This is a genomic window from Alkalicoccobacillus murimartini, from assembly GCF_030813245.1.
GTDB lineage: Bacteria > Bacillota > Bacilli > Bacillales > Bacillaceae_D > Alkalicoccobacillus > Alkalicoccobacillus murimartini.
Map to the genome: position 1 here is coordinate 29,570 of NZ_JAUSUA010000003.1, position 24,956 is coordinate 54,525.

31 protein-coding genes and 1 riboswitch are annotated in these 24,956 nt (G+C 40.3%); of the genes, 22 read left to right on the forward strand and 9 right to left on the reverse strand.

Annotated elements, in window-relative coordinates; genetic code table 11:
• Positions 1-128: 128 nt before the first annotated feature.
• The 4 genes from J2S05_RS10955 to J2S05_RS10970 all read right to left on the reverse strand — a co-directional run bounded on the left by J2S05_RS10955 (position 129) and on the right by J2S05_RS10970 (position 3,358).
• Positions 129-1,724, reverse strand: a complete 1,596-nt coding sequence (locus J2S05_RS10955; protein WP_306982741.1) for a solute:sodium symporter family transporter — start codon at positions 1,722-1,724, stop codon at positions 129-131.
• 639 nt (positions 1,725-2,363) lie between these two features.
• Positions 2,364-2,546 (reverse strand): hypothetical protein, encoded by a 183-nt coding sequence (locus J2S05_RS10960; protein ID WP_306982742.1) that lies wholly within the window; start codon positions 2,544-2,546, stop codon positions 2,364-2,366.
• A 66-nt stretch (positions 2,547-2,612) separates the two neighbouring features.
• Positions 2,613-2,786, reverse strand: coding sequence for a hypothetical protein (locus tag J2S05_RS10965; protein WP_306982744.1), 174 nt, complete (start codon positions 2,784-2,786; stop codon positions 2,613-2,615).
• A gap of 110 nt (positions 2,787-2,896) precedes the next feature.
• Positions 2,897-3,358, reverse strand: a complete 462-nt coding sequence (locus J2S05_RS10970; protein WP_306982746.1) for a hypothetical protein — start codon at positions 3,356-3,358, stop codon at positions 2,897-2,899.
• Between the two features lie 184 nt (positions 3,359-3,542).
• Between J2S05_RS10970 and J2S05_RS10975 the strand changes: the two genes are divergently transcribed.
• The 6 genes from J2S05_RS10975 to J2S05_RS11000 are packed head-to-tail and all read left to right on the forward strand — an operon-like array spanning position 3,543 to position 7,137.
• Complete coding sequence (locus J2S05_RS10975) at positions 3,543-3,920, forward strand: GntR family transcriptional regulator (RefSeq protein ID WP_306982748.1); 378 nt, start codon at positions 3,543-3,545, stop codon at positions 3,918-3,920.
• Positions 3,921-3,928: 8 nt separating this feature from the next.
• Complete coding sequence (locus tag J2S05_RS10980; RefSeq protein ID WP_306983463.1) at positions 3,929-4,777, forward strand: ABC transporter ATP-binding protein; 849 nt, start codon at positions 3,929-3,931, stop codon at positions 4,775-4,777.
• Between the two features lie 12 nt (positions 4,778-4,789).
• Positions 4,790-5,092, forward strand: a complete 303-nt coding sequence (locus J2S05_RS10985; protein ID WP_306982750.1) for a hypothetical protein — start codon at positions 4,790-4,792, stop codon at positions 5,090-5,092.
• Positions 5,089-5,946, forward strand: a complete 858-nt coding sequence (locus J2S05_RS10990) for an ABC transporter ATP-binding protein (protein WP_306982752.1) — start codon at positions 5,089-5,091, stop codon at positions 5,944-5,946. The genes J2S05_RS10985 and J2S05_RS10990 overlap by 4 nt, the downstream gene beginning before the upstream one ends.
• Positions 5,943-6,587 carry an ABC-2 transporter permease gene (locus J2S05_RS10995; RefSeq protein ID WP_306982754.1) on the forward strand — a complete coding sequence of 215 codons (645 nt, stop codon included), beginning with the start codon at positions 5,943-5,945 and terminating at the stop codon, positions 6,585-6,587. Before J2S05_RS10990 ends, J2S05_RS10995 begins: the two co-directional genes overlap by 4 nt.
• Before the next feature lie 22 nt (positions 6,588-6,609).
• Positions 6,610-7,137: a GNAT family N-acetyltransferase gene (locus J2S05_RS11000; RefSeq protein ID WP_306982756.1), complete on the forward strand. Its 528-nt coding sequence runs from the start codon at positions 6,610-6,612 to the stop codon at positions 7,135-7,137.
• Positions 7,138-7,389: 252 nt separating this feature from the next.
• Here J2S05_RS11000 and J2S05_RS11005 read toward each other — a convergent pair whose 3' ends face one another.
• A complete protein-coding gene (locus tag J2S05_RS11005; RefSeq protein ID WP_306982758.1) occupies positions 7,390-7,914 on the reverse strand; it encodes a TetR/AcrR family transcriptional regulator in 525 nt (174 codons plus the stop codon).
• Positions 7,915-8,009: 95 nt separating this feature from the next.
• On the opposite strand from J2S05_RS11005, the gene J2S05_RS11010 reads away from it, so the two are divergent.
• The 7 genes from J2S05_RS11010 (at position 8,010) to J2S05_RS11040 (ending at position 12,645) form a co-directional block, all read left to right on the forward strand.
• On the forward strand, positions 8,010-8,354 hold the full coding sequence (locus tag J2S05_RS11010; protein ID WP_306982759.1) for a VOC family protein: 345 nt from the start codon (positions 8,010-8,012) through the stop codon (positions 8,352-8,354).
• Positions 8,355-8,633, forward strand: coding sequence for a DUF3986 family protein (locus J2S05_RS11015; protein ID WP_306982761.1), 279 nt, complete (start codon positions 8,355-8,357; stop codon positions 8,631-8,633).
• A gap of 203 nt (positions 8,634-8,836) precedes the next feature.
• Positions 8,837-9,946 (forward strand): serine hydrolase, encoded by a 1,110-nt coding sequence (locus tag J2S05_RS11020; protein ID WP_306982762.1) that lies wholly within the window; start codon positions 8,837-8,839, stop codon positions 9,944-9,946.
• Positions 9,947-10,097: 151 nt separating this feature from the next.
• Entirely contained in the window at positions 10,098-10,283 is a 186-nt protein-coding gene (locus J2S05_RS11025; RefSeq protein ID WP_306982764.1) for a YqaE/Pmp3 family membrane protein, read from the forward strand.
• A 106-nt stretch (positions 10,284-10,389) separates the two neighbouring features.
• Positions 10,390-10,734 carry a hypothetical protein gene (locus J2S05_RS11030; protein WP_306982766.1) on the forward strand — a complete coding sequence of 115 codons (345 nt, stop codon included), beginning with the start codon at positions 10,390-10,392 and terminating at the stop codon, positions 10,732-10,734.
• 186 nt (positions 10,735-10,920) lie between these two features.
• Positions 10,921-12,027, forward strand: coding sequence for a DUF3137 domain-containing protein (locus J2S05_RS11035; protein ID WP_306982767.1), 1,107 nt, complete (start codon positions 10,921-10,923; stop codon positions 12,025-12,027).
• A gap of 48 nt (positions 12,028-12,075) precedes the next feature.
• Entirely contained in the window at positions 12,076-12,645 is a 570-nt protein-coding gene (locus J2S05_RS11040; RefSeq protein ID WP_306982770.1) for a LemA family protein, read from the forward strand.
• A 122-nt stretch (positions 12,646-12,767) separates the two neighbouring features.
• Here J2S05_RS11040 and J2S05_RS11045 read toward each other — a convergent pair whose 3' ends face one another.
• Positions 12,768-14,558 (reverse strand): heparinase II/III domain-containing protein, encoded by a 1,791-nt coding sequence (locus tag J2S05_RS11045; RefSeq protein ID WP_306982772.1) that lies wholly within the window; start codon positions 14,556-14,558, stop codon positions 12,768-12,770.
• 132 nt (positions 14,559-14,690) lie between these two features.
• On the opposite strand from J2S05_RS11045, the gene J2S05_RS11050 reads away from it, so the two are divergent.
• Positions 14,691-16,547 carry a DUF2264 domain-containing protein gene (locus tag J2S05_RS11050; protein WP_306982774.1) on the forward strand — a complete coding sequence of 619 codons (1,857 nt, stop codon included), beginning with the start codon at positions 14,691-14,693 and terminating at the stop codon, positions 16,545-16,547.
• 300 nt (positions 16,548-16,847) lie between these two features.
• Here J2S05_RS11050 and J2S05_RS11055 read toward each other — a convergent pair whose 3' ends face one another.
• Positions 16,848-17,525 carry a peptidoglycan recognition protein family protein gene (locus tag J2S05_RS11055; RefSeq protein WP_306982775.1) on the reverse strand — a complete coding sequence of 226 codons (678 nt, stop codon included), beginning with the start codon at positions 17,523-17,525 and terminating at the stop codon, positions 16,848-16,850.
• 1 nt (position 17,526) lies between these two features.
• Positions 17,527-17,691: a YvrJ family protein gene (locus J2S05_RS11060; protein WP_306982777.1), complete on the reverse strand. Its 165-nt coding sequence runs from the start codon at positions 17,689-17,691 to the stop codon at positions 17,527-17,529.
• 193 nt (positions 17,692-17,884) lie between these two features.
• Between J2S05_RS11060 and J2S05_RS11065 the strand changes: the two genes are divergently transcribed.
• The 7 genes from J2S05_RS11065 (at position 17,885) to J2S05_RS11095 (ending at position 22,445) form a co-directional block, all read left to right on the forward strand.
• A complete protein-coding gene (locus J2S05_RS11065; RefSeq protein ID WP_306982779.1) occupies positions 17,885-18,505 on the forward strand; it encodes a sigma-70 family RNA polymerase sigma factor in 621 nt (206 codons plus the stop codon).
• A complete protein-coding gene (locus tag J2S05_RS11070; RefSeq protein WP_306982781.1) occupies positions 18,498-18,746 on the forward strand; it encodes a hypothetical protein in 249 nt (82 codons plus the stop codon). The genes J2S05_RS11065 and J2S05_RS11070 overlap by 8 nt, the downstream gene beginning before the upstream one ends.
• 27 nt (positions 18,747-18,773) lie before the next feature.
• Entirely contained in the window at positions 18,774-19,199 is a 426-nt protein-coding gene (locus tag J2S05_RS11075; RefSeq protein ID WP_306982783.1) for a VOC family protein, read from the forward strand.
• A gap of 181 nt (positions 19,200-19,380) precedes the next feature.
• The gene (locus tag J2S05_RS11080; protein WP_306982786.1) at positions 19,381-19,596 is read left to right on the forward strand and encodes a hypothetical protein; all 216 of its coding nucleotides are present in this window, start codon (positions 19,381-19,383) and stop codon (positions 19,594-19,596) included.
• On the forward strand, positions 19,593-20,192 hold the full coding sequence (locus J2S05_RS11085) for an SdpI family protein (RefSeq protein WP_306982787.1): 600 nt from the start codon (positions 19,593-19,595) through the stop codon (positions 20,190-20,192). Before J2S05_RS11080 ends, J2S05_RS11085 begins: the two co-directional genes overlap by 4 nt.
• Before the next feature lie 71 nt (positions 20,193-20,263).
• A riboswitch (SAM riboswitch) is annotated at positions 20,264-20,369 on the forward strand.
• Between the two features lie 60 nt (positions 20,370-20,429).
• Entirely contained in the window at positions 20,430-21,488 is a 1,059-nt protein-coding gene (locus tag J2S05_RS11090) for an LLM class flavin-dependent oxidoreductase (protein ID WP_306982789.1), read from the forward strand.
• A gap of 12 nt (positions 21,489-21,500) precedes the next feature.
• Entirely contained in the window at positions 21,501-22,445 is a 945-nt protein-coding gene (locus J2S05_RS11095; RefSeq protein WP_306982791.1) for an ATP-grasp domain-containing protein, read from the forward strand.
• A 69-nt stretch (positions 22,446-22,514) separates the two neighbouring features.
• Here the strand turns inward: J2S05_RS11095 and J2S05_RS11100 are convergent, their stop codons facing one another.
• Positions 22,515-24,134: a copper resistance D family protein gene (locus tag J2S05_RS11100; RefSeq protein WP_306982793.1), complete on the reverse strand. Its 1,620-nt coding sequence runs from the start codon at positions 24,132-24,134 to the stop codon at positions 22,515-22,517.
• A gap of 212 nt (positions 24,135-24,346) precedes the next feature.
• On the opposite strand from J2S05_RS11100, the gene J2S05_RS11105 reads away from it, so the two are divergent.
• Positions 24,347-24,934, forward strand: coding sequence for a copper resistance CopC family protein (locus tag J2S05_RS11105; protein ID WP_306982795.1), 588 nt, complete (start codon positions 24,347-24,349; stop codon positions 24,932-24,934).
• Positions 24,935-24,956 lie beyond the last annotated feature (22 nt).

The following is a 24,956-nucleotide window of genomic DNA, read 5'->3' on the forward strand; positions in this document are numbered from 1 at the left end:
TGTCCGGAGCGGGTATCTACACTATTAAATATGATCGGACAAAAAAACGAACCAATATGCATGGTAAACAGCATAATGGTTCGTTTTTTATAATTGATAAAATAGTTCTGTCCAAGTCTCGTTCTTCTCTAATTAGCGACTGCTATACCCCATGGGGAGAATAACCAGTACGTTAAAATGACCACAATAATAATCAAGGCACTTACCCATTTACTGTGCTTCCACGGAGTCATATCAACCTTAACCTCAGTCTTTGGAAACTCAAATGGTTTGCTTGATTTCTGAAGACGACTAATTCCCCAGATGAGTAGTAAGTCGACAAAGAATATGACACTAAACACATACAGGTAATGAATGTCAGTAAATAGCTGTGTAGATGTGTAAACAACTAAGTGAAAGACAAAGGTAACTTTTGCTGCAAATGGAGTGGCATATCTTGAATAGAATCCTAAGATAATAATGGCTAACAACGGCATACTGTACGCACCGTTAAATTGTTGTACGATGTGGAACAGTCCTGCTGGCGCAAAAGAGATTAATGGTGCAATGACAGCCGACACCAATCCAATGGCTATCGTAAATACCTTTCCAGCTCGTGCAACCTGTTTGTCTGTCACGTTCTTTTTTAATGGCTTATAAAAGTCCAATGTTAAAAGCGTTGTTGTGGCATTTAATGCGCCAACAAATGAGCTGAGAATCGCTCCGAAAATGATTGCTGCAAAAATACCGAATGCCCATTCTGGTAGAACAGCAGTGACAAGCATTGGGTACGCATTATCTGATGGATTGACCCCATCACCAAACATGTTGAAGGCAATAATTCCTGGAAAGACTAAGAATAGGGCGCCAAAGATTTTAAAGAAACCAACATAAAGTGCGCCTTTTTGACCTTCTTTTAAATCTTTTCCTGCTAATACTTTTTGTACAATCATTTGATTGGTACACCAGAAAAATAAGTTATTAAAGAATAAGCCTAAAAAGAGCGTTGGCCAAGGGACCATGTCTGAATCAACGGCACCAAAAGAATTGAGTTTCTCAGGGGTGTTTTGTTGAATCGTCTCAAACCCACCAAGGAAGCTACCATCTCCTAAAACAATTAACCCGAATATCGGAATGGATAACCCAACAATAAGTAAGCCAATTCCATAGACCGTATCACTAAAAGCACTTAATCGTAGTCCGCCAATTAAGAGATAAAGTAAACCAATAATACCTATTACACCAGAAATGAGTGAGATGGCGATAAGAGGTGAAACGTTCAGTAGCTCATCTACTGAAAAGATTTGATTGAATACTAGTGAACCCGAATAAAGCACTACAGGTAAAAACGAAACAACATATGTAAAGATAAATAGCAATGAAGCAATCCGTTTCGTTGTTGTATCAAATCGAATTTCAATAAAATCAGTGACTGTATCGACACCGTACTTTAAATATTTTGGTAAGAAGATAAGAGCAAGTGCAACAATCGCGATAGCGGAAGTGACTTCCCAACCCATAACTTCCATACCGGTTTCATAACTCTGTCCATTTTGCCCAACGATTTGTTCCGTTGATAAGTTGGTCATAATGACAGAACCCGCAATCGTTATGCCAGTTAAGCTACGGCCGCCTAAAAACAATCCCTCTGAGGAATCCATATTGACTCCGCGACTTCGTTTATACGCAAAAAGCCAAATGACAACCACGATAACTACAAATGAAATAATTGATAATAACCCCAAGGCTCTTCTCTCCTTTGTGAATGAATGAACTATCTAGTGAATTTCCTTTTTACTAGAAAGTTAAACAATTTTTAATTAAATTAATCCGTGGAAAATAATTGGAATGATTGGAAAGCGCTTTACTAATAAGTTTTTAATATGAATACAACATTAGGTATTTAAACATTCTCTGAAGTTATCATGGTGCCCTGTTTATACGAATTAATGCTAAGAAATCAATTGATGGGGTAAGAACAAAGAAAAGAAGAGGATGAGGGAGGGAGTTGGTTACGAGAGTAAGAATCCATGATCAAACAAAAATAAAGAGCAAATGAATGATCAATTCCACCATTCATTTGCTCTTTATATTATAGATGTCGCCAAATAGGGATAAACCATTAGACGACTCCAGTTTCTATTTATAGACAGCTGTTGAATAAAGGAACAAACGAGTCGACTTGGTGTCTAAATTTCTCTCTAATCCAAGCATCGATCTACTTTTCTGATACCTGGTTTAGAAGAGACATTAACAGCAGAACAACACTTGTTAAAAATGAGGAACTACTTAGTCAAATGATAGTGAGAGGGGATTCGTTAGTGTTGGCGATGGTAGTGAGAAGTTTGTACGTGAAAAAAAGCAAAACGAAGAATAAATAAACCTTACTTAGAAATAGACCAAACTTGCTCTACAGACCAAATATGAGTCTCAGCATTTTCTTGGTTTTTTTCCTTTGCTACAGCCTTTGCCTCTTGAAGAGTAGTGAAGGTTTTTTCTGACAAGTTATTATGCGTTCTGTGCAATGACTTTGTGTGTTTGATGGTTGTACATACAATCCGATACATATAGCACCCCTAATCTATTTTTTGAGTATAACGTGTTAAAAAAAGAGTGAACAGGCCGTGACCTATTCACTCAGTATCGTTTGTTCTAACCGTCCAGTGATAACCAGGACGAGCGTTATTGTTCAGCTGCTTCGCGAGCATCTCTGCATCAACGAATTCAAAAAAGGATTTATCCAAATGACTGTTTGAAGCCTTTAAAGTTTTCGTTTCACCGTTACATGTACGAATGACTGTGTACAAACGGATCGACTCCTTTAGTGAGTGGCTTGCTGTCTGTCTTCATTATCTCATACATTTGACTAAATAGATACAGAGTACGAGAGGTTTATGCAGGGGACCATTCCCATTACTTAGTTTGGGCGAATATCCCAGTTGATATCATCCCTTTCAACAAGCGAGTTAATGGTAGCTAAGTGATGGGTCTCACTGACGATACGATATTGATTAAAAAATTGATGATTCATTCTTAAAGTGATCCTATCTGTAGAAAATAACCGATCCTCTAATTGATTTGTTGTCGTAATCGAGACCCGATGTGTGTGATTATTTATGGTCCCATCCTCGTCTTTTAGTTCAATTGATGAGAGGTCGCTTAGGATATGAGCAATGATTGATTCATCTTCAATGGACGTTGTTCTACTATCTATATTGGTATCGATTGTAATATCTATTTTTTGAATGGTCGATTCCTCGTTGATCTGATCCGAATATAACTCATCAAAGCTTGTGTACTTTGTATTATTTATGAGTATGAATAGACCAATACCTATTGTAGAAACGATTATGAGTGAATAGATGATTCGCTTAGACATAATGACACCTCTCCCATTACGTACTGTTTGGATATACTATCCTTAATTTAGATTATGAAACATTAATAGGGTGTATTCTCGTCACTATACATATCCATTTTATAATCCAATACCTGTAAAATGTTTGACATTGTATATAATGGTTATATACAATATAAACAAAGATTACATTAGTGAGGTTAATATGAATATTAATTTATCCAACTCATCTCAAGAACCGATTTATTTACAGATAAAGAATCAAATCAAGCAAAGCATATTACGAGATGAATTAAAAGAGGGAGATCCGTTGCCATCTATGCGACGTCTCGCGCAAGATCTTCGCATTAGTGTCATTACAACAAAGCGAGCGTATGAGGAGTTAGAGCGCGATGGGTTCATCACATCCTTTGTCGGAAAGGGATCATTTGTCGCAGGTCACAACAATGATCTAATTCATGAGAATCGACTGAAGATGGTAGAGGAAGAGCTAGCTGCCATTGTCACTGAGAGTAAGAATTTAAATATTTCCTATCAACAGCTAGAGGAATTGTTGCGGATGCTTTATGAGGAGGAAGAGTAGTGGAGGATGTGGTCACACTTAAGAATGTAAACAAAGCATACAAAGAGTTTGCATTAACAGATCTATCATTTTCAGTAAAGAAGGGGTTTATCACAGGTTTCATTGGTCCAAATGGAGCCGGGAAAACCACAACGATCAAATTAATGCTGAACCTTCTTGAAGCAGATTCAGGATCAATCAACGTGTTTGGCAATGATTATTCGACTCAGGTGAATAAGATTAAGCAACGAATTGGCTTTATTTATGCAGATCATCATTTGTATGGGCACCTGACAATAGAGAAGATGAAGAAAGTAATTGCTACGTTTTATACAAATTGGGATGATCAGGTCTTTGCATCGTATATGGAGCGACTAGAATTACCATGGAAACGAAAAATTAATCAGCTCTCAAAGGGTATGGGGACCAAGCTTTCTATAGCTATAGCTCTTTCCCATCATGCAGATTTGATTATTTTAGATGAGCCGACATCAGGATTGGACCCTGTAAGTAGAAGAGAGATCCTAAATTTATTAGCAGAAGTGATCCAAGATGAAGAAAAGGCCATCTTCTTTTCTTCACATATCACAACTGACTTGGAGCAAATTGCTGATTACATCACATTTATTCATGACGGCAAAATTGTGTTTAGTGACAGTAAAGAAACCATCACAGACCAACACTACCTTGTTCGTGGCGCAACTGAATTGCTAGATAAGGACATTCGTACGCTTTTTGTTCAGGTTAGAGAAACATCAGTGGGCTTTGAAGGACTAACCAATCAGGCAGAACTCGTTAAACGATTAATGGGTGAGCACGTTGTTATGGAGCGCGCGTCACTTGAGGACATTATGGTATATACGGTGGGAAAACCTTAGGGGGGAGTCCGAGTGGAAAAGATCGTTTCATGGTTGAAAAGGTGTATATGGTCCATCTTATTATTTAGTGGAGTATATTTAGTTCTCTTTTTAATTGATCAATCGTCGTGGAATCCAGCGGGGTGGAGTGATAAAGTATTTCAACGAATTCAATCAATTGTACCCGAGACTTGGTTTGTTGATCAGTTTGCCTTTTTCTCATCGTATGAATTCAACTTCTTAATTACAATCCTAGGGATAGGCACGGTAGTGGGCATCATATGGGACTTTTATTCTTATGTATTGCTAGATAAAGAAGGAGGAACAGAACAATGACAAGCATACTCGAGGTTAATCAGCTACAAAAAACGTACGCTGATTCTAGTTTTGGATTAAAGGATGTCACCTTTACAATCCCATACGGCTCCATTGTAGGATTTATTGGTGAAAATGGAGCAGGTAAATCAACAACAATGGGATCGATTTTAGGCACATTGCAAAAAGACAGTGGCACCATTAAGATCTTTGGGGTAGAAAGAAATCTCAAAGACGTGCATGTTAACGAAGACATCGGAGTAGTCTTTGACACAATAAAACTACCTGGTGGGTTAACCGTGGCAAAGCTGGATCGAGTGTTTCAGCAGATTTATACGAATTGGAGTAAAGAAACCTACTTCAGGTTGATTCAACTATTCTCACTACCAAAGAATAAAGTAGTCAGTAGCTTCTCGCGTGGAATGTCTATGAAACTATCCGTTGCAGTTGCCCTTTCTCATGAGGCAAAGCTATTAATCTTAGATGAAGCAACGGCTGGCCTTGATCCAGGCGGAAGAGAGGATGTACTGTCGGTCCTTCGTGACTTTGTACAGGATCAGAAATGTAGTATTTTGTTATCCTCTCATATTACGAACGACATCGAGCAAATTGCCGATAGTCTGATTTTCATAAAAAGCGGAGAGATCCTGTTGCAAGCTACTAAGGAAGAGATACTAGGTAACTATGGAATTGTCCAATGTGACCCTATCGAATATCGGAATATTCCGTCAAAAATCAGAGTGGCGACTCGAGGAAATGATGCATTCTTTGATGTTCTTGTCTCTGATATAGAAGAGTTGCCGCCCTCACTAAAATCGAAAAGATTCTCTATCGATGATGTGACATTATTACTTATGAGAGGTGAACGAGTATGAAGGGGTTAATATTAAATCAATATTATTCGGTGGAGAAGTCGATATGGTGGTATTCACTCATAGGGTTTGTGGCTGCGATGGTTTTGATATTTTTTGAGAACCCAGTCATGCAAAGAGCAGCGGGCTTTTTACCACTTTTCCTTTTGGCAACAGCCGCGCTAGAAGTAGTGAGGCATGAAGCGATTTCTGGCTGGAACAAGTATGTGCTAACCTTGCCAGTTAAACGAATCCGTGTTGTTCAAAGCCATTATTTGTTCTTTTTAATCCTTACTATTGTTGGAGTACTTATTTCAATTGTTGCCTATATGATTGCACAGTTTGTATTTGGTCTTAGTCCGAGTGCAGGATATATAAATTCCTTGCTGAATATAATGGGTATTTCGTTTACGATGGGATTTGTCGTCTATCCATTAACGTATATTCTTGGAACTGAAAAGGCGGAGACAGTAACGCTGGTAGGAGCAGGAGTAGGTATAGGAGTCTTCTTTTTATCTGCTTTTATTTTTGATTTTATACCTATTGAAATTCAAGGATTAAACAGTGATCAACTTTTCTCGCTAAGCTTCATGATCATCAACTTTGTTCTCTTCATCATCTCCTATATCGTTTCAATTCAAGTCTATAAAAGAAAAGAATTTTAAGAAATTAATATTGAGGTGTCTCATGTCCAAGTCGATATATTTAAGAAAGCTTAAGCCTGACGATCTTAGTCATATATATGAATCTTTTGATTATGAAGAAATACTCTATATGACTGGAACGAAAAAGACTTTCACATTTAAGCAGGTACAAAAGCATTATGAAAAATGCATAGAGGACGACTCCCGTTATGACTTTGCTATCTGTTTATCAGAGAACGACGAACTCATAGGTGATTTATCCATTGTTGATATTGAGGAAGATAATCACAAAGCTGTATTTAGAATCTCCTTGCATCGGATCGACGTCGCAGGAAAAGGTTATGGAACTGAAGCCGCCAAACAAGCTGTCGCGTTTGCCTTTGAAGAGCTGAAGCTAAACCGGCTACAACTCGAAGTCTACTCCCACAACCTACGAGGATACCATTCTTATAAAAAAGCCGGATTTATAGAAGAAGGTAGACTTAGACAATCACTCTACATGAACGGACAATACTCGGATGAGGTCATCATGTCGGTGTTGCGAGAGGATTATGAAAAAGCACTGAGATGAGGCTGATGCGCGAAAACAGGGGCGAGGTGCGCGAAAAGCTTGGGAATGCGCGAAAATGAAGTTGAAGTGCGCGGAAATCCTGAGAAGTGCTCGAAAATAGAGACGAAGGTGCGCAGAAAGCTTGAGAATGCGCGAAAAAGAGGTCTAAGTGCGCGAAACGATCACTGCGCTACACCAAAAATTAAAACATAGAAAAAAGCAGTAGATGACTCTACTGCTTTTTAGATAATAATCGGGAGAAGGAGAACTATATTAGTTTCCCTTCTCCCCTTTTCGAAACAGCCATTGTATTAAATTCTGCGCCTGCTCCATGGTGATCTCCTCTTGGTGCAATCGTAGTAATACTGAACGCCATGCTGGTAGCAGAATAACGTCTAAAGGTAGATCCGTACCATTTTGAAGAGAGCCAATATATTGATCAACCTTTCCTTCCTTTCCTTCTGGATGATTAGAACCTAATAATAAACAAAAATTTTGCTCATACACAAAAGGTAGGTTAGTTGTCATTGCGGCAGACATTTTTTCAATACTTGTTTCAAATAAACTTGCTGCTCCTTCCATTCTGTCAATAAGTCTTTGCTCCATTTCCTCTCTAATAGTGGTATACAGATTTATTTTGGAACCGAAATGATGATAAACGGCACCAGTTGTCATGTCAGCTTTTTTTGCCAATTCATTAATGTTTACATCGGGAAAAGCCTTATGTTTAAATTCTTCGATAGCCACCTTTAGTAGGGCTTCTTTTTTTGTTCCGGGTATAGGGATCCAATTTTTCATACTATTCACTCTACCATATTGACAGAAGTACGTAAATAGACTACGTTATACATAATGGTATTATGTTCCATAATTCGAATTTGAGGAGAATCGCTATGAAGTTATTGTTTCTATCACACCCTGTACAGGATTTAAAAAAAGCACTAAATTTTTATCGCGAGACTCTTGGCTTTGAAGAAGCGTGGCGGGAAGGGGACCATACAGTTGCGTTGAAGCTTCCAGGAACTGAAGTACAGTTAATGTTAGAGGTGGGAGAAGAAAGCCTAGCAGCGGGTGGCGTATTTTTAGTTGAGAGTGTTGATAATTTTTATAATCAGAGTAAAGGGGAACTAAACTTTATTCGTACACCAGTTGATATACCGCCTGGAAGATATGCGATATTTCAAGACACATCTAACAATGTATTAAGATTGATCGATTTCTCAAATGAGAATGCTTAAATGAACGTGCACACTTTCGATGACACGCAGCATTTACATGTAGGCTATTATGAAGGTGGGAAGGATCTTGAAGGGATATTTTTTAAAATAGTGGGTGAACCGACATGGTGCTTATTCTTTGATCATGATTTTTATGGGCTCAAAGTCAGTGGCACGTATTCATGGGACTCTTCATTTGGATTACTTGTTGATACGATCTCCACAAAACATGAAGAACTGACGTATGAGCGCGGATGTTTGCTGTTTCAACAGTTTTTAGAACGAGAGAAATTTATATAAATTGGAGTCGGGTGGATGAATGCGCAAAAATATGGTCGGAGTGCGCAGAAAACTTAGGAATGCGCGAAAAAGAAGTTGAAGTGCGCGGAAAACCTGAGAAGTGCGCGAAAACGATATCGCGATGCTCAAAAAAGTTAAAAATGCGCGAAAAACAGAGTTTGATGCGCAAAAAACCAAAGTCATACGAAAAGGAGGCACGAGAAATGGATGCAGAATTCTTCTTAGTAGTGGGCGGGTTGCTTGTGCTTGGTATTGGGTCCATTCTTTTCATAAGGAAAGTCCTACTCAAACCTAATCCGCTCCACATAGTCCATTTCATAAAAGTGAACAGGGGCAGCAATCGAGCTGCGGCTTCTATTCATTATAATGGTGAGTCTTTTGCGGCGATTAATGAAAATCAATCGATGCCATTAGCTAGCACGGTTAAAATTATGGTGGCCATTGAGTATGCAAGGCAGGCTTCGGAAGGAAAGCTGGATCCAAAAGAGTCAGTTGCGCGAGAGGAGCTTGATCCGTTTTATGTACCTAAAACGGATGGTGGCGCTCATCAGGCTTGGTTACACAGCTTATCTTCGGAAGAGGAACCGACTCTTAAGGATATTGCGGTTGGGATGATTGCATATAGTTCGAATGCTAATACGGAGTATCTAATGAATAGGCTGGGGTTAGACCGAATCAATCAGCTTATCTCATTGTTAGACTTACATACACATGATCCGCTTTATCCTTTTGTTAGTGCCTTGGCCATTCCTAACAGTATCAAGGAAGAGAAGCAGCTTTCGCGTGAACAAATGCTTCAAGAAATGAAAAACATGGACAATACAGAGTATCGAGCGCGCGCCAATCAAATTCATCGTCAATGGTTACATACACCTTTAACGCATCATGAGAAACAATCGATGACAAAGGACTTAGACATGGAGGTTCAACAGATTTGGTCAGATCGACTGCCTGGATCAACGAGTTCAGACTATCTAACGATTATGAAGAAATTAAATGATAAGGACTTTTTTGATCCGGCTGTTTACGCAGAACTTGATCCAATACTTGAACAATTAATGGTGAACCCGGCTAATCAAAAATGGCTAAAGCATGCTGGGCAAAAAGCAGGTTCGACTGCTTTTGTATTAACTATTGCTATGTATGCGACGGATAAGGAAGGCAACCAAACAGAACTGGTCATACTTACAGATCAGTTACAGATTAAGGAACAGATGAAATTATCGAATAGCTTAAATGCCTTTCAGCTAGAATTTATGAAAAATGAAGTCTTTCGTAATCGGGTAAAAGATTTGATTGGTGGAGGTAATTAAATGGACTGTCTTGTATGTGAGTTAAAAAACGGTGTCCAGGAAGGCATAACCTAGTCTTACTCTACATAATCCTACTCTAGACGTTTAAATAAAATAAAACGGGGAACGTTAAGTAAACGTTTGTTTAATTTACTCAGAGGATGGATGCGTTATGTTATATTTACTTGCGATTTTATTACCGCCTGTTGCGGTGTTGTTTGTAGGAAGACCCTTTCAAGCAATCCTTAATTTCATTTTAACTCTGTTCTTTTGGGTGCCAGGAGCTATTCATGCTTGTTTAGTTGTAGCGGATAAGAAAGCAGATCAGAGGGCAAAAAAATACGGAAGTCATAGATAAAGAATGTAACAGCGGCAAATGGATGTCGCTGTTTTTTTGTGTTATTTTCCAGTTGTATAAAGAACGTATGTTCGGTTATACTACTTGTTATAAGGTGGGGTTACCGATGATTAGAGAAGATATGTATCCATTAGTAAATCGTTTTATTGTGTGTTCTACAACGCGTAATGTGATCGAAAGGCATCTAAGGAAGCTTCCGACTGAGCGTCTACGGATGATGTCTTATGAGTTAGGCAAGGAGTTACATGATATCAAGAAGGAGATGCACGCGCGTGACGTAAAGCTAGCCAAGGTGCCTTCATCTAGTACGGATTTTTATGGCTACACTCTCTATCATAAGGGCTGGCGTTCCGAGCATCAGGTGTTAAAGGTCATTATTCAACAAGATGTTGAGACGCTTCTTGAGGAATTAAAACAGAAGACAGCTAAGAAAAAAGAATCAAACCATTAAGCTAAAGCAAATCGCTTTAGTTTTTTTGTATGAATAGTATGGTTGAGGAAATAAGTCCCGTTGGTTAAATATGTGAAATAATACTCTTTCCTCATGCTTTTTTTAGCGGAATTTGGCAGAATAAAAAGAGTTATTCTCGAGGAAGGGAGTTGAACTATCATAAAGAACGTTCAAGACGCCTATGATTTGGAAAGGTTCTCAAAAACCGAGGAGGAGTTTGAAGCATTTTATGATCAAGATCTCCATCATTTAGCAGAGGATCTAGAGAATGAACGAAAGACACTAGTTGGTTCCCAGCGAAAGCTATATGTGATCATCAGTTTACTTACGGTGGCTGTTGCTGCTTATGTTTTCTTTTATGCCGAATTAAAATACCTACTTGTTATCCCTGGGTTATGGCTCTTATATTATATGGCGGTTGGGCAGGGACGAAGTAGACAGTTTAAGCAGGCAGAAGCCGAGCTGAAGGAACGAATAAAAGAAGAGCTCCTAACAAAAATTATTCATTTTATGAATGAGCATTTTACTTATAAGCCTACTCATTATATTCGTGCAAACCATTTTGTGGATGCCCATATCTTTGCAGATGAGTTCGATTATTATCATGGCGATGACTTTGTTGAAGGGTATGTGGGAGATGGAGACGAGCGAACAAAGGTTTATTTCTGTGAAGTGACGGCTGATAAAGTTGTTACCTATGAGCATCGTAAACGAGTGAGGCGTTGGAGGGAAGCAGCCTTTCAAGGGTTATTTTTTATGGCAGACTTTAACAAAGATTTTCAAGGACTTACTACCATTGTGCCAAAGGAGAAGCGAAGGAGTTGGCTTTCTCGCTTTTTCACGAAGCGTGATGAGGGCATATTACGTGAAATGGAGACTATGGATCTTGATTTTGATAAGACGTTTACAGTCAAAACAACAGATGAAATAAAAGCAAGATACATTTTGACACCAGCATTAAAAAAACGCTTAATGGAATTTGCCAGCCAACAACGATCCAATAGGTCCAATGCCAAATATCGCAAAAAAGAAGCCGTTAGACAGAGTCTAGAACAGATGGACAAACATCCGATTCCAAAGAAGTACACCAAACCGTTAAAACGAGCGAAAAGCTATTTTTCCTTTTTAGATGGGAAAATGTACTTTATGCTTCATACAAACCAAACTCATTTTGAATCACACATTCATCAAAAGGTAGATAAAAAGATGTTTATGGAGTACTACAAAGATATTAACCGGGCGATGCAGCTCGTAGATGATTTGAACTTGAATCTGAGAATCTGGAATAAATAAACCACACATACAAAAGTGTATCGTAAGAGATAAAAGGAGAGGTGTTAGTTGGGGACTTATATACTCATTGGAGTTGGGGTGATCGTGATCGCTATGATCGCTATCTCCATTGTCTACTATAATAAATTACAGCGCTACAACATCCATGTTGATAATGTATTTGCGAATTTGGATGCCATTTTAATGCGAAGGGTAGATGAACTTTCGAAATTAGTAGATATGACACGTCAGCATGTAGAAGATGAAAATGAAATCTTGCAAGGAGTTATTGGGTTAAGACAACAAATCATCGACGCAACAAATGTAGATGACAAAGTCAAAGCACACAACAATATGAACCGCCAAGTACCTAACTTCATGCTTCAGGCTGAACGGTACCCAGATATCAAGTTTAGCGATGCATACAAGCATCTCCAACGTTCCATTACAAATATTGAGGAGAACATTCAAGCGGGACGTCAATCCTATAATCAGTCAGTAGGACGCTTTAATACTGAAGTAACAACCTTTCCAGGCAATATTTTTGCTGGGATCTTTCGCTTTGGCTCAAGGCCTATGTTTGAGGCACCCGCTGAGAAGCGTGAAGATGTAGACCTTCGTTCGATGTTTAGTCGGTAATACGAGTGGGTGGGTCATTAAATTGTCTAAAGAAAAAGAGACGCTGAGAGTAGCGTCTCTTTTTCTTCGTGCCGAGGATTTTGAGTTTGTTATAGCACAAATTTTACTTTTGACATATGAACCTAAATAAAATCAAATTCAAACGAGGCATCACCATTGACTTCACTAAGGGTAAAATCAATGAGGACAACCTCCTGAGGAGCGCCGGAGTGGTCTATAAATGATTCTCTTTTTACATCGACTGACCATGTATCTTGAGCAAAGTAAACGGAGAGTTCGGAATCCAATCGAGATAAGATAAGCTTTCCGGATTCAATTTGTACATCTTTTGCTAAGCTGACAAAGCGTTCGATAATCGGTTCTGGTGAGTGTAGAGAGAAAGAATCAATGATTTTTATGGCGCCAGTTTTGTTATCGACTTTCCATTCTCGTTTGAATGAATGCAAGGATTCAGTTGTATAGGCATTAGTCAGATCCAAAGAAAACCGTGTCTCTTCATGTTGGTTGTTATACGAGAGGACATGAGCAGCAGCTTGTTCTCCTGTACTCTGGACATCCCCTCCGATAATAGGTACTGAATGACCGTGAGAACCGTTAGTGAGGATATCATAACGATTTGAACCAAAGTAGGCCCTTGAATAGTGACCAGCACCTAAATCAGAAAGCATCGAAACACCATCTACAAAGATCATAAAGTGTCCTAAGTCATTGTGGTTATGGGGTTCATCATTATGCCCGCCTTTGGCTGCGAAACCGATTTGTTTATCATGATATGTAGCTGTTTTAAGCAATAATTTTGCTTCTGGAAAGAAGCTTTCATGGCAGGGCCAATCTTGCCCTTCATTTGTCTCGTCAAACCAAATAAGATCCCGAATAGCCGGAGCAAATCGATAACATGGGTCGTTCCCGTACGCCGCACACAGAGTTGAATGAGGTAGGTGAATGTGATCAATGTGAGCATGCAGATAGTGACTGAGCCCTAGCATAGGAGAGGCTTGCTCCAATGCATCAGAAAAATTAGCAACCGTGCCTGCACCCATAAACACTTTTTCTTGAAACTTGGCGGCACATTTTATCTTTGGATTCTCTAATAGGTTTATTTCACTTTGTGTATGTTTCTTAAGCAGGTCCGCAAAGTAGATGTAGTAGCCGTAGCCATACTGCCAGTAATGGTACCCTTCCTGACAAACACCCTCATCAGTCAGTCCTTGCTCAAAATAACCAACACTGCGAATGCATTTCTCCAGAATCGAAGCGAGCCTGTCCTCTGAATCAACCAAATAGATCGCACAAGCACCAATCGATCCCGCACACACGGCAGACCAGTTATGTTCTGCTTTCTCCCAGCTATGTTCAAAAGCTAAGAAGGGACGAAGGACACGTCTTTCTATCTCATAGTGGATACGTTGGTTTATGAGAGCTGGTAAACGGTTTTTGTGCATCGTCAGAATTTCTGCGAGAGAAAAAGCGGTCTCAGCTGCAAATAAATCGATTTGTTCGTAGGCATTAGATTCATTTTCTGATAAGTTAAAAATAGAGTCTAGATTTAGGTGGGCCGGGAGACTCCACGTCCACTCTTCACAAATGGACCAGAGGATGTTTTCTAGATGAGTTTGATAAAGCGGTTCATTGGGATTCAAATAGAGAAGGATAGCTAACGCATTTAACCGTCTGCGGCGTAAAAAATAAAGCTTTTGATAGGTATCTCGATTCCCGTTGTTCACATAGTCTGCGAAAGCTGTGTAACTAAGTGTGGGAATGGGTTCATTCATGAGTCTATCTGCATCAATTGATAGCTCGCTGACCCAATGTTGCAGGTGAGGGGAATTTTTTATTTTTTGTTGTGCACGTTCGCTTGTCATTGGAAAGCCAAAACTATCTGTAAATAAAAGATCAGTAGATGGTCGTTTCATAGTGTATCTCCTCCAGTGATGTATCATCATAGCGATTTTTTTGTCTGCGGTACCTTCATGTAAAAATTGTATCACTTTTTGTTTTGAAAGGGGTTACAATGAAATAAATCCAGCTATAGGGAAGGTGTAAGAATGACGAAATGGAACGTATCGACTCAAAAAGGAAACAAAGAGAAAACAGAGCTTGAAGATATATTGCTAAAACTTGTAAAACCAGCAATCTCTGAGTTTCAATCGGGACACGCAGGCATTCGTCTCGGGGAAACGGGTACATCCTATGATTCTCAAACTGCAGAAATGGAAGGGTTATCACGGCTCTTATGGGGAGTCGCTCCACTTCTTGCAGGAGGTAGAAAAGAGTCGCAAGTTATTGACCCATTAGTAGAAGGAATCAAAAATGGAATCAATCCTACCCATCCTGAATATTGGGGGGAGCTTTCTGATTATGATCAGAGGCTTGTTGAGATGTCCGTATACGGCTATGCCCTTTGTTTAGCTCCGGATCAGGTATGGGGGAAACTTACGGCTGAAGAGCAAGAACAACTAGTCGTTTGGTTGTCACAAAGCAGTAAATATAAATGCCATGATTGTAATTGGTTGTTCTTTCCCGTGCTAGTTCAACTTGGCTTGAAGCAAGTAGGTGCTCCTTACTGTCAAAAAACGATTGATGAATCACTAGATCGAGTGGAGGCCTTCTATTTAGGAGACGGTTGGTATGCAGATGGGCAGGATGCTCATCGTGACTATTACGTTCCGTTTGCGATTCATTTTTACAGCTTATTTTATGCAAAGATGATGGAGAATGAGGACCCTAAGCGTGCTGCCACTTACAAAGAGAGAGCAGCATTGTTTGCACAGGACTTCATTTATTGGTTTGCTGATGACGGGGCAGCTATTCCATTTGGTCGAAGTATGACCTACCGTTTTTCTCAGGCCGCATTTTGGAGCGCGGTTGTGTTTGCTGATGTAGAGGTTGCTCCTTATTCTCTTGGTGAGATTAAAGGAATTCTATTTCGTCATATCCGTCAGTGGATGGAGCTACCAATTTTTGATACAAGAGGTGTGCTGACGATTGGATATGCCTATCCAAACCTGTGCGTGTCAGAGAATTATAATTCACCGGGCTCTCCTTACTGGGCACTAAAAACATTTTTATTTCTTGCGTTGGCAGAGGACCATCCTTTTTGGGAAGCCGAGGAAGAGAAGATGCCGGTATTGGCTGACGTTTCTGTACAGCCTGAATCTAATAAAGTACTTGCTCGCGACAACGGGCATGCAGCGATCTTTAATCCCGGACATACGAAGACCAATGATCATACCCACACCTCTGCTAAGTACGAAAAGTTTGTCTATTCCAGTCACTTCGGATTTAGTGTCCCACGAGGAGAATGGGGGCTTGAGCAGGCAGCATTTGATTCAATGCTCGCATTAAGTGAGCAGGATCATTTATACAGAGTGAAACGTACGTCTAAAACAATCACGCTCTCAGAATCTATGATACAAATGGTTTGGCAGCCTTGGAATGACGTAGAAGTAGAAACATGGGTCATTCCAGTTCTTCCAGGACACCTTCGTGTCCATCGAATCAAGACAGCTAGGCATCTCTCAGCTGCAGAAGGAGGATTCGCTGTTGGACTTGGTGATCGGAATACAGAACCAACAGCATTGATCACAAATTCAGACGACGCTGCTTTGTATTCTAACGTAGGAGGCACAAGCGCGATCAAACTTCTATATGGAAAAGGTCATGCGAAGCTAGTATTTCCGAATGCAAATACAAACCTAGTAAAATCCAGAACAAGTATCCCAACAATTGTTGCTGATTTTGAACCTGGTACTCATATAGTTGCTTCCATCGTATATGGCACCCCTGAACCTCATGTTGAAGAGGACTGGGCCTCTAGCTTTTCTTTCCAAGAAGAAGAGGGTTCTATTTCCTTTTATCAAAAGGGAGATGAAGAGCCTAGGTTGAAGCTTTCATTGGAGTAGGATAGGAGTTGTAAAATAGCAGTGTCCCATTGAAGGGACACTGTTTTTAATTGTGGCTATAGTAGAGTGTTTGTTTGATGGTTTACCAAGACAAAGATAAGAAATACAAAAACAGTTGAACATTTACCAAGAGAGGGAGCTAGATATCAAGAGAGATCAGAGAGATACGAAGCAGAAAGAAGATTTATCAAGACACGAAGCTCTTTTCCAAGAGAACAGTCAACAATATCAAGAGCTTTGATCACTTTACTCAGATCGCTCAAAAAAAGGAGGCTTGCGCACACGCGCAAGCCTCTTTCCTTATGAGTTGAATTGCACAAATTGTGTGTTAGCTGTAATGAACAGGCCACTTCGAAGCTCGTACATTTTTGAGCCATTCACAAACAGTTCTCGCACAACAGTAAATACCTCGTCGCGTCTAACAATTTGATGGCGAGCATTCCAATCAGGTTGGTTATAGACCCAAAGCTCGGAAGCGAGTACACGAACGGTTCCGATTGAATCACTTCCCTCACTGTTAGCAATCTCGTTGATGAAGCTGTCCCAGACACTAAGTAGATTAGCGGGGCAGTTCTTACCAGTCCAGTGCTGATGGCTAACGACACGAGAAAGGGGGACGTTTAATTGGTTCATTAAACTACGAACTAGCTCAATGCCTCTAGCTCGTGTAGCTGTGAAGTTCCCGTCACTATTGACGCAAAGCTCAATCCCAACGGATTGTCTATTACCAGTGGCGCCTGCGTGCCAGCCGATTTCATTTGTCGGAAGGTGTTGATAGATTTCCGTGTCATCTACTGTGTAATGCCAGGACACCTGTCGATTCTGGGCGTCTGCTCCTTTTACATAGCGAGCATGAGATTCAGCATTCGCCCCATTACTTGTGTTGGCTGTTTCATGTACGGTAATAAATGTGGGATCAATGCTTGTCCCAGGTCGGTTGGAGTTACTTGTTGGAATCAAATCTTGGATGATGTTCATGTTAGTTGTCCTCCTCTTTTTTTGTAGCCAGCTTTCTTGTCAGGTCATGAATGGCCAAAGTCTGTGCGGCGATTCGCTTTTCGAAACGAAGTAATAAATACAAAGCAACGGTACTTGGAAATCCAACGTTAGCCAGCAGCATCGTCCATTCAGGCATTGCACCCATTTTTTCACCCCTTTAAGAGAAGCTACTGTATAAAGAGATGCTTTCTCATAAAAAATCAACTTTTTTCCCAAGAAAATAAGAACATACATTCGTAAAAACTATGTATAATGAGAACATAAGTTCTTATAAATTGTGAGTAGACGTTGTTTATTAATGTCTCTTCATCTCTTTAAAAGAGAAAGGAGGTAGGAAAATGAAGCATCCAAAGCAACGTTCCTATAGGGACTTTCCTGCTTATCAAACGTATGTAAACACCTATGGAGAAGCGTTAAAACATCCAGTAATTAAAGCTTTTTTAGAAGAAGAACATCATGAGGAACAGTTGGCGAAAAGTATCTCCAATCCAACTGAAAAGAATATAGAAGTTGTGAATGAGAGTTTCCGTGCTTTTTATATGGAACTTCGATTAGTGAAGTACCTCTCGCAATTAATTCATTTTTATTCGATTGATGTCAGCAAACGATACAGACGGCATTTCTCCAGACATTCATATGTAATGGATCAGCCGCTCTCATACGATAACTCACTTCATCTACACGATGTGCTTGAGTCAACGGAGCCAAGTACAGAAACATTGGTGACAGAGACAAGTAAGAGCTTAGAGGATTTGATCGAGCATCCACTGCTTTATGAACAATTTCTAAGTCTTTCGGACAAGCAGAAGCAGGTTTTGAACCTGCAGTTTATACAAGGGCTTAGTCATAAGGTGATTGCTGAGAAACTTGGTAGCACACCGCAGAACATTTCTCAGATAGGCAGCAGAGCATTAGCTAAGTTGAGAGAGTCAATTCATCAGGGAGGGAACAATGATTAAAGAAAACAAGAAAAACAGGCAAGAGGAATTAATAAGAAAGATGGAGCCAAAGATTAAGAAAAGTGTTCGTACAGTGCCTTGGCAGTACCGCGAAGATGTAGAACAGGAGATTAAGATGAAAGTCATGGAATCGATCGAAAAGGTGAATACGTACGACGTCCCTACATTTTTTGAATATACTCAAAAAGAAAAAAGACGTAGAGAAGGATTGTGTCAGGATGAAGCGAATAATAAAGGATAACGTAATAAAAGAAGGGTGAGGTGAATAATGACAGTAAACGCAAAGCAAATCTTTGTGAATCTACCAATCAAGAATTTACAGACATCCAAAGCATTTTTCTCTAAAGTTGGATTCACATTTAATGAACAGTTCGAAGACGAGACCACAACTTGCATGGTGATTAGCGAGACCATCTACGTGATGCTACTGGAGGAAGAACGGTTTGTCTCCTTCACCAAGAAGGAAATTCCTGATAACACCAACTATTCAGAGGCGATTGTGGCTCTCTCTGTAGGTAGCCGAGCCGAAGTAGATGAAATTGTAAATCAAGCTTTTGCAGCAGGAGCTAGCAAATATAATGAATCACAAGACCATGGATTCATGTACGGCTGGAGCTTTGCCGATTTGGATGGACATCTGTGGGAAGTTTTCTATATGGATGAGAGTGCTGCGGAAGAAGCGGCGAAGGGATAAGAGAAAGTGCAGTGAGTATCTACGGGTGCTTGCTGTTTTTTTGTGGTTTTTGCGGGGAGGGGGGGTTGAACGATGGAAGCAAATGGGTTTCATCACCCTACTATGTGGGTATATTTATCATTAAGTCACTGATACACTGAATATAATGTATTTTCTGATATTTATAGGAGGGTAAACTTTTATGAATGGCAAGCTGCTTTTCGTTATAGGTATTCTTTCGTCCTTTGTATTGATTGGTGTTGCAAGATATTTTGGCATAAATATTTCTCTGGCACCACTTTTAACGGCGGTGTTTGGAGAACCTACTCTAATTTCTTCTGCGATCATTATTATTTTTATGGGGGCCATCTGCTATTTTATATACAAGTCCATAAAAAAAGCTGGTGGATTTAATTGAGGGTTATACCAATATTTTTGCTCATGCTAGCTTTTTTAATTAGTGGGATTACGTTGTTTAATTTAGGTGAACAACGGGCTGCCGCGGATTGGATTGCTGTTTGCCTATTTCCTTTACTAATGATTACTGTCTATCCAGTGAATTATTTATTATTCAAAGCGTATCAGTCTTTAACGGACACTCGATTTGAATTTGAATCATTAGCTCAGATTGTCATGTCCGTGTTTATATTTGTTATTCATCTAGCTATCTCTCTTCATATAATAGGCTTTAATGTTAACGTTGGGTTGGTTATAGGTATTTTGTTTGGTTCATTTATGATGATAGTAGGATATGCTTTTCCAAAAACCAAGCCAAACGTCTTGTTTGGTGCTCGCACAATATGGGCATTGAAGGATGATGAGGTTTGGCGTTTAACTAATCATTTTGCTGGAAAGCTTACCGTTTATATTGGTGCTGCTTTAATTTTATGTACACTCATATTTGCGAACTCGTTTGCTCTTATTATTTCTACTCTGCTCTTCTTGTTAATCATCCTAACAATCATCATTGAGATCTTTTCATATAAAACATACAAAAAGCTATATCGCGAATAATTGATTTCACCTCTAAATATTATCCATTGATTTATTCTGAGTAGATTGATAAAGTTAGTACTAATATAAAGCTCTTATCAAGAGAGGCGGAGGGACTGGCCCGATGATGCCCGGCAACCGACACGTATGTAAAGGTGCCAAATCCAGCAGAACAGTAGGTGTTCTGATAGATAAGGAGAACGTTCACGTCTTCTTATAGAAGAGGTGTTTTTTTTATAGGAACTGGGGGGAAGCGTTATGAAATACGGGTTTTGGTTGCCGATCTTTGGTGGCTGGCTACGTAATGTTGAGGATGAACAGATGCCATCGACCTTTGACTATGCAAAAAAAGTCGTTCAGGCAGCGGAAGAGTGGGGATACGATACGACGCTTCTTGCTGAGCTCTATTTAAATGATATAAAAGGACCAGGTGAGGATGTGCTGGAGGCTTGGACCACAGCTGCTGCCCTTGCATCGGTTACAAATAAAATTGAATTAATGACGGCGATTAGACCTGGGTTCCATAATCCAGCGACTACGGCAAAGATGGCCGCAAATATTGATCAGATAAGCAACGGTCGTTTTACGTTAAATGTCGTATCGGCTTGGTGGGCGGAGGAAGCTCGCCAATATGGAGGCGTGTTCACAGAGCATGATGAGCGGTATGCACGCACGGAGGAATTTATTGATGTGTTAAAAGGACTGTGGACAGAGGATTCCTTTTCTTATGATGGAACCTATTATCAGTTAAAAGAAACGCGTCTCTCGCCTAAACCTGTACAGCGACCTAATCCAATTTTATATGCAGGTGGCGAAAGTGAACAAGGCAAAACAACCATTACTGAGAAGTGTGACGCCTATGTGATGCATGGGGGAACTGTTGAGGAAATTCGTACGAAGATTTTAGATATGAAAGAGCGCCGAGCGAAAACTAGTCATGCTCCACTATCGAGCTTTGGCATGGCGGCTTATGTGATCTGCCGCGATACAGAGGAAGAGGCGCAGGCTGAGCTAGAACGAATTACCGATGTAAAAGAATCGGATGCTTATGCGGGGTATGATGATTTCACAAGTAAATCACAGCTGGAACAACAAATTAAGCTACAGGATTATTCCGTGTCTAACCGTGGACTTAGACCACAGCTTATAGGTACACCTGAGACCATTGCGAAGCGAATTCTTGAATTTGAAGAGGCGGGTCTTGATCTAGTACTGCTTCAATGCTCCCCACAATATGAGGAGATGGAGCGCTTTGCACGAGATGTTATGCCATTGGTCGAACAATTTAGAAACCAGACAAATACAGCTATTACGTAAGGGGACGATTGGATGAAGAAAATATATGTAATTCACGAAAACCAAGAGTGGACCATTCACCTGTTTAAGAGATTAGAAGAATTAGGACTTCCTTATGAAGACTGGCATTTAGGATCTGGCTCTATTAACCTGAATGAAGCGCCTCCTGAAGGCATATTTTACTCGCGAATGAGTGCTTCTGCCCATACACGAAATCATAGGTATGCACCAGAATTAGCGGCGGCTGTTTTAGCTTGGCTTGAGCGACATGGTCGAACGGTTATTAACAATAGTCGTGCCCTACAGCTTGAAGTAAGTAAAGTAGTCCAATACATGGAGCTTGAGAAGTTCGGTGTGCTTACACCTAAAACACTAGCAGCTGTTGGGCAGGATCAGATCCTGGAGGCAGCTAACGCGTTTGAAGGACAGGCGTTTATTACGAAGCATAACCGTGCAGGAAAAGGGCTTGGTGTGAGGTTGTTTCAGGACAAGCAAGCACTAAAAACCTACTTGGAAAGTGATGAATTTGAGGAACCGGTAGATGGCATTACCTTATTGCAACAATATATTGAAGCGCCAGAACCGTATATCACTCGTTGTGAGTTTGTTGGAGGAAAGTTTGTCTATGCGGTACGTGTTGATACATCAGAAGGATTTGAACTTTGCCCAGCTGATGCGTGCTCTATAGAGGATTTATTTTGCCCGGCTGGAGAAGAGCCTCAAGCGAAATTCCAGGTCGATAACAGCTTTGATGATCCAGTGCTTGAGAAATATGCGGAGGTACTTAAGGCAAATGGCATCCAAATTGCTGGCATTGAGTGTATCCGCGACAAGCAAGGCAACCTGTACAGCTATGACATTAATACCAACACAAATTACAATTCAGAGGCTGAAGAGAAAGCTGGAGTCTTCGGTATGCTTGAGGTAGCTAAATATCTTGGGAGTGTCCTAAAAGAAGAACAGGTCGTATTGGTTTAATTTGTGAAAAAAGATAAAATAAAAAGCCCATCGAGCTGGTATACTACCTGCTCGATGGGCTTTCATTGTTTAATGGTGGAATCCGCCACTCATGGAGTCTAGTTCAAATGAATCCAGTACAGTGTCCTCACCATCAAGAATCTCGATTGTATGTGAGTCGTACCAGTTTTCATCACTGTCTGTAATTGATAAGAATGTTTGATCTTCGATTGGAACGGTAATCGTTTCTCCTGAATAGGCAATTCGTGCTCGTTCTGCTTCAGGTAGTGGTGTGTATCCGAATGTGACATACGTGAATCTAAAGTCCGGATTATACCAGCTTCCAGAGTCAAATCGTTGTGTTTGAGTTCCGTTGGTTCCAGATCGACTGAATCCGCCTTCTAATACCAACCCGCTTACTGGAATACGAGTGAATTTCTCTAGATTCACAGTTAACTTTTCGAGTCCGAGATCTGTCTCATTCACAGTATAAATGGCGTATGCATCGTCTGTATTAATATCCTCCCAGAGCACATCAATGGTAGATTGTTCGGGGTGACTGGCAGCAATGGCATCCTCTACTTCTGAATACGAAGTGTTATCTACATAGATTTCACCTGGAGAGAGTGAGGTCATCAGTCCGCCATACAAACTAATAAATAATAAGGCCATCATAAGCGATGAGAAGAAGGCCCCTCTGGTTAGAAGCATAATGGCTAAGCCAGCCAACAAAAAGATGATAGCAAGATAAAGTAAGACAAACCCAATAGGTCCAGGTGAAAAGGAAAGGAGCTGATATTGAGATAAAGGTTCTTGGATAAACCATTGCGTCACCCAGCTAACAGGTTCTGATTGAAGTGTGCGTAGCACTTCATGCGGAGGTTCCAATTCAGACATAAATCCTGTGACCAAAAAGATAAAAAAGGCGATGATCGACTCTGCCTTAAACGAACGTTGAAGCTGTGCCCCTGATAATCTCGGCTTTTTTAAGCTGAGTAATACGAGATGACGAAATCCAAAAAAGAGAAGTGGTAGATAGAGCAGATGCTTCACCAGCAGAAACTGCCCATAAGATAATAGCCAGCCATTAAAATAATCCTGCGTAACACGTGTAACTAAAAATAACCCGGACAGAGACAACAGCAAAACAGCCCCAGCTGCAACGGGTGAAAACCACTTGTGTAACTTCTGGCTATCTGGCAGTTGTGAAGCAAACCAACCCATTACAAACAAAGGGCCGATCCATGCTGCGACACTTAGAAAGTGAATAAAGGTTGAGATAAATCCCATCCATCCTGCAATAGAAGCTCCGTGGCTCGCCCAACTAGCTGAGAGCATGAGCAAGACTGTACCTATTAAAAGTAAGTAGTTGGTCAGCTGTGAAGCTTGTTTCTCTGCCCGTTGGATCAGTAGCATACTCACAGTAATGATAGAAGCAAATAGTAAAGCTTGTCCTGTTGCATAAGTAAACAAAACTGAACTAATGGCATCAGGCCAGGTAGATCCAAACTGACTTGTGAGTGTGGTAATCACATTCATTGTAGGCACAGCAAGGAGAATGGGAATAGAGATCAACATACTTTCAACGCTTTGTTTCTTTAGAGAAATCGTTGGTTGATACTGCTCTGGAATGAGTTTGAGAATATAATAACCGCTAACAAAAGCAAAAGCGATGTATAGAAAAATGTTAGATAGCTGTACAATAATCATGGAGTGCCTCCGAAAATATTTAATCTCATCTACATTGTAACCATCAGCTATAAAAAGAGACAAGCTCCATCTAATTGGACAGACTGTTTCTTGGAACGATGTGACGGCTCTGTTCACAAAGGTCAGGTTTTTTAGAACAGATCCTAAGAATAAAGTGACATTAAGTAAAGATCGAGTTATCTTTAGGAAGAGAAAAAGGGAGACGATGACAAATGGTTACGAAAGAAGTTGGGAAGCGGAGTCTTTTGGCAGCTTTGCTTGCCATTGTGTTGCTTTGGGCTTTTATGCCGACAGTTGTATCCGCACATTCGCAGCTAGAAAGCTCTAGCCCGGAAGATGGTCAAACGCTTGAAGAAAGTATTGATAGCGTTGTCCTGGAATTCAGCGCAGGTATTGAATCAGCAAGTACAATAACGATATTGAATGAAGCAGAAGAAGAGATTCCAGTTGATATTAACGTAAACGCATCTTCCTTAGATGCTCAAACAGAAGCACCATTACCAAACGGCGAATACCGTATCGTCTACACTATTTTAAGTGAAGACAGCCATCCAGTTGAAGGTGAAATCTCGTTTGTTGTGAACGCAGAAGAGCCTGAGGAATCAGCATCTGAGGAAGCTGATTCAGATCAGACCGAAGTACCTCCAGTGGAAGAAGAACAGGAAGAACCTGTTGAAGCACCTGATACAGATGTAGAAACAGAATCATCAGGATTTAGTTTTATATGGATCGTTGTCGTAGTGGCTGCAATTGGTCTAATTGCAGGCGTAGCGGGCCGAATGGCGAAACGAAATAAATAAAAACAAACAAGCAGTGGACATC

What these genes read in the sequence shown, in the direction of transcription:
- J2S05_RS11095 (WP_306982791.1), top strand. Translation starts at nt 21,501, where the DNA reads ATGAAGAAAATATATGTAATTCACGAAAACCAAGAGTGGACCATTCAC.
- J2S05_RS10960 (WP_306982742.1), bottom strand. Translation starts at nt 2,546, where the DNA reads ATGTATCGGATTGTATGTACAACCATCAAACACACAAAGTCATTGCAC.
- J2S05_RS10975 (WP_306982748.1), top strand. Translation starts at nt 3,543, where the DNA reads ATGAATATTAATTTATCCAACTCATCTCAAGAACCGATTTATTTACAG.
- J2S05_RS11015 (WP_306982761.1), top strand. Translation starts at nt 8,355, where the DNA reads ATGAACGTGCACACTTTCGATGACACGCAGCATTTACATGTAGGCTAT.
- J2S05_RS10970 (WP_306982746.1), bottom strand. Translation starts at nt 3,358, where the DNA reads ATGTCTAAGCGAATCATCTATTCACTCATAATCGTTTCTACAATAGGT.
- J2S05_RS11075 (WP_306982783.1), top strand. Translation starts at nt 18,774, where the DNA reads ATGACAGTAAACGCAAAGCAAATCTTTGTGAATCTACCAATCAAGAAT.
- J2S05_RS11070 (WP_306982781.1), top strand. Translation starts at nt 18,498, where the DNA reads ATGATTAAAGAAAACAAGAAAAACAGGCAAGAGGAATTAATAAGAAAG.
- J2S05_RS10990 (WP_306982752.1), top strand. Translation starts at nt 5,089, where the DNA reads ATGACAAGCATACTCGAGGTTAATCAGCTACAAAAAACGTACGCTGAT.
- J2S05_RS11030 (WP_306982766.1), top strand. Translation starts at nt 10,390, where the DNA reads ATGATTAGAGAAGATATGTATCCATTAGTAAATCGTTTTATTGTGTGT.
- J2S05_RS11020 (WP_306982762.1), top strand. Translation starts at nt 8,837, where the DNA reads ATGGATGCAGAATTCTTCTTAGTAGTGGGCGGGTTGCTTGTGCTTGGT.
- J2S05_RS11000 (WP_306982756.1), top strand. Translation starts at nt 6,610, where the DNA reads ATGTCCAAGTCGATATATTTAAGAAAGCTTAAGCCTGACGATCTTAGT.
- J2S05_RS11045 (WP_306982772.1), bottom strand. Translation starts at nt 14,558, where the DNA reads ATGAAACGACCATCTACTGATCTTTTATTTACAGATAGTTTTGGCTTT.
- J2S05_RS11090 (WP_306982789.1), top strand. Translation starts at nt 20,430, where the DNA reads ATGAAATACGGGTTTTGGTTGCCGATCTTTGGTGGCTGGCTACGTAAT.
- J2S05_RS11105 (WP_306982795.1), top strand. Translation starts at nt 24,347, where the DNA reads ATGGTTACGAAAGAAGTTGGGAAGCGGAGTCTTTTGGCAGCTTTGCTT.
- J2S05_RS11065 (WP_306982779.1), top strand. Translation starts at nt 17,885, where the DNA reads ATGAAGCATCCAAAGCAACGTTCCTATAGGGACTTTCCTGCTTATCAA.
- J2S05_RS11080 (WP_306982786.1), top strand. Translation starts at nt 19,381, where the DNA reads ATGAATGGCAAGCTGCTTTTCGTTATAGGTATTCTTTCGTCCTTTGTA.
- J2S05_RS11025 (WP_306982764.1), top strand. Translation starts at nt 10,098, where the DNA reads ATGTTATATTTACTTGCGATTTTATTACCGCCTGTTGCGGTGTTGTTT.
- J2S05_RS11010 (WP_306982759.1), top strand. Translation starts at nt 8,010, where the DNA reads ATGAAGTTATTGTTTCTATCACACCCTGTACAGGATTTAAAAAAAGCA.
- J2S05_RS11055 (WP_306982775.1), bottom strand. Translation starts at nt 17,525, where the DNA reads ATGAACATCATCCAAGATTTGATTCCAACAAGTAACTCCAACCGACCT.
- J2S05_RS11060 (WP_306982777.1), bottom strand. Translation starts at nt 17,691, where the DNA reads ATGGGTGCAATGCCTGAATGGACGATGCTGCTGGCTAACGTTGGATTT.
- J2S05_RS11005 (WP_306982758.1), bottom strand. Translation starts at nt 7,914, where the DNA reads ATGAAAAATTGGATCCCTATACCCGGAACAAAAAAAGAAGCCCTACTA.
- J2S05_RS10995 (WP_306982754.1), top strand. Translation starts at nt 5,943, where the DNA reads ATGAAGGGGTTAATATTAAATCAATATTATTCGGTGGAGAAGTCGATA.
- J2S05_RS11050 (WP_306982774.1), top strand. Translation starts at nt 14,691, where the DNA reads ATGACGAAATGGAACGTATCGACTCAAAAAGGAAACAAAGAGAAAACA.
- J2S05_RS11100 (WP_306982793.1), bottom strand. Translation starts at nt 24,134, where the DNA reads ATGATTATTGTACAGCTATCTAACATTTTTCTATACATCGCTTTTGCT.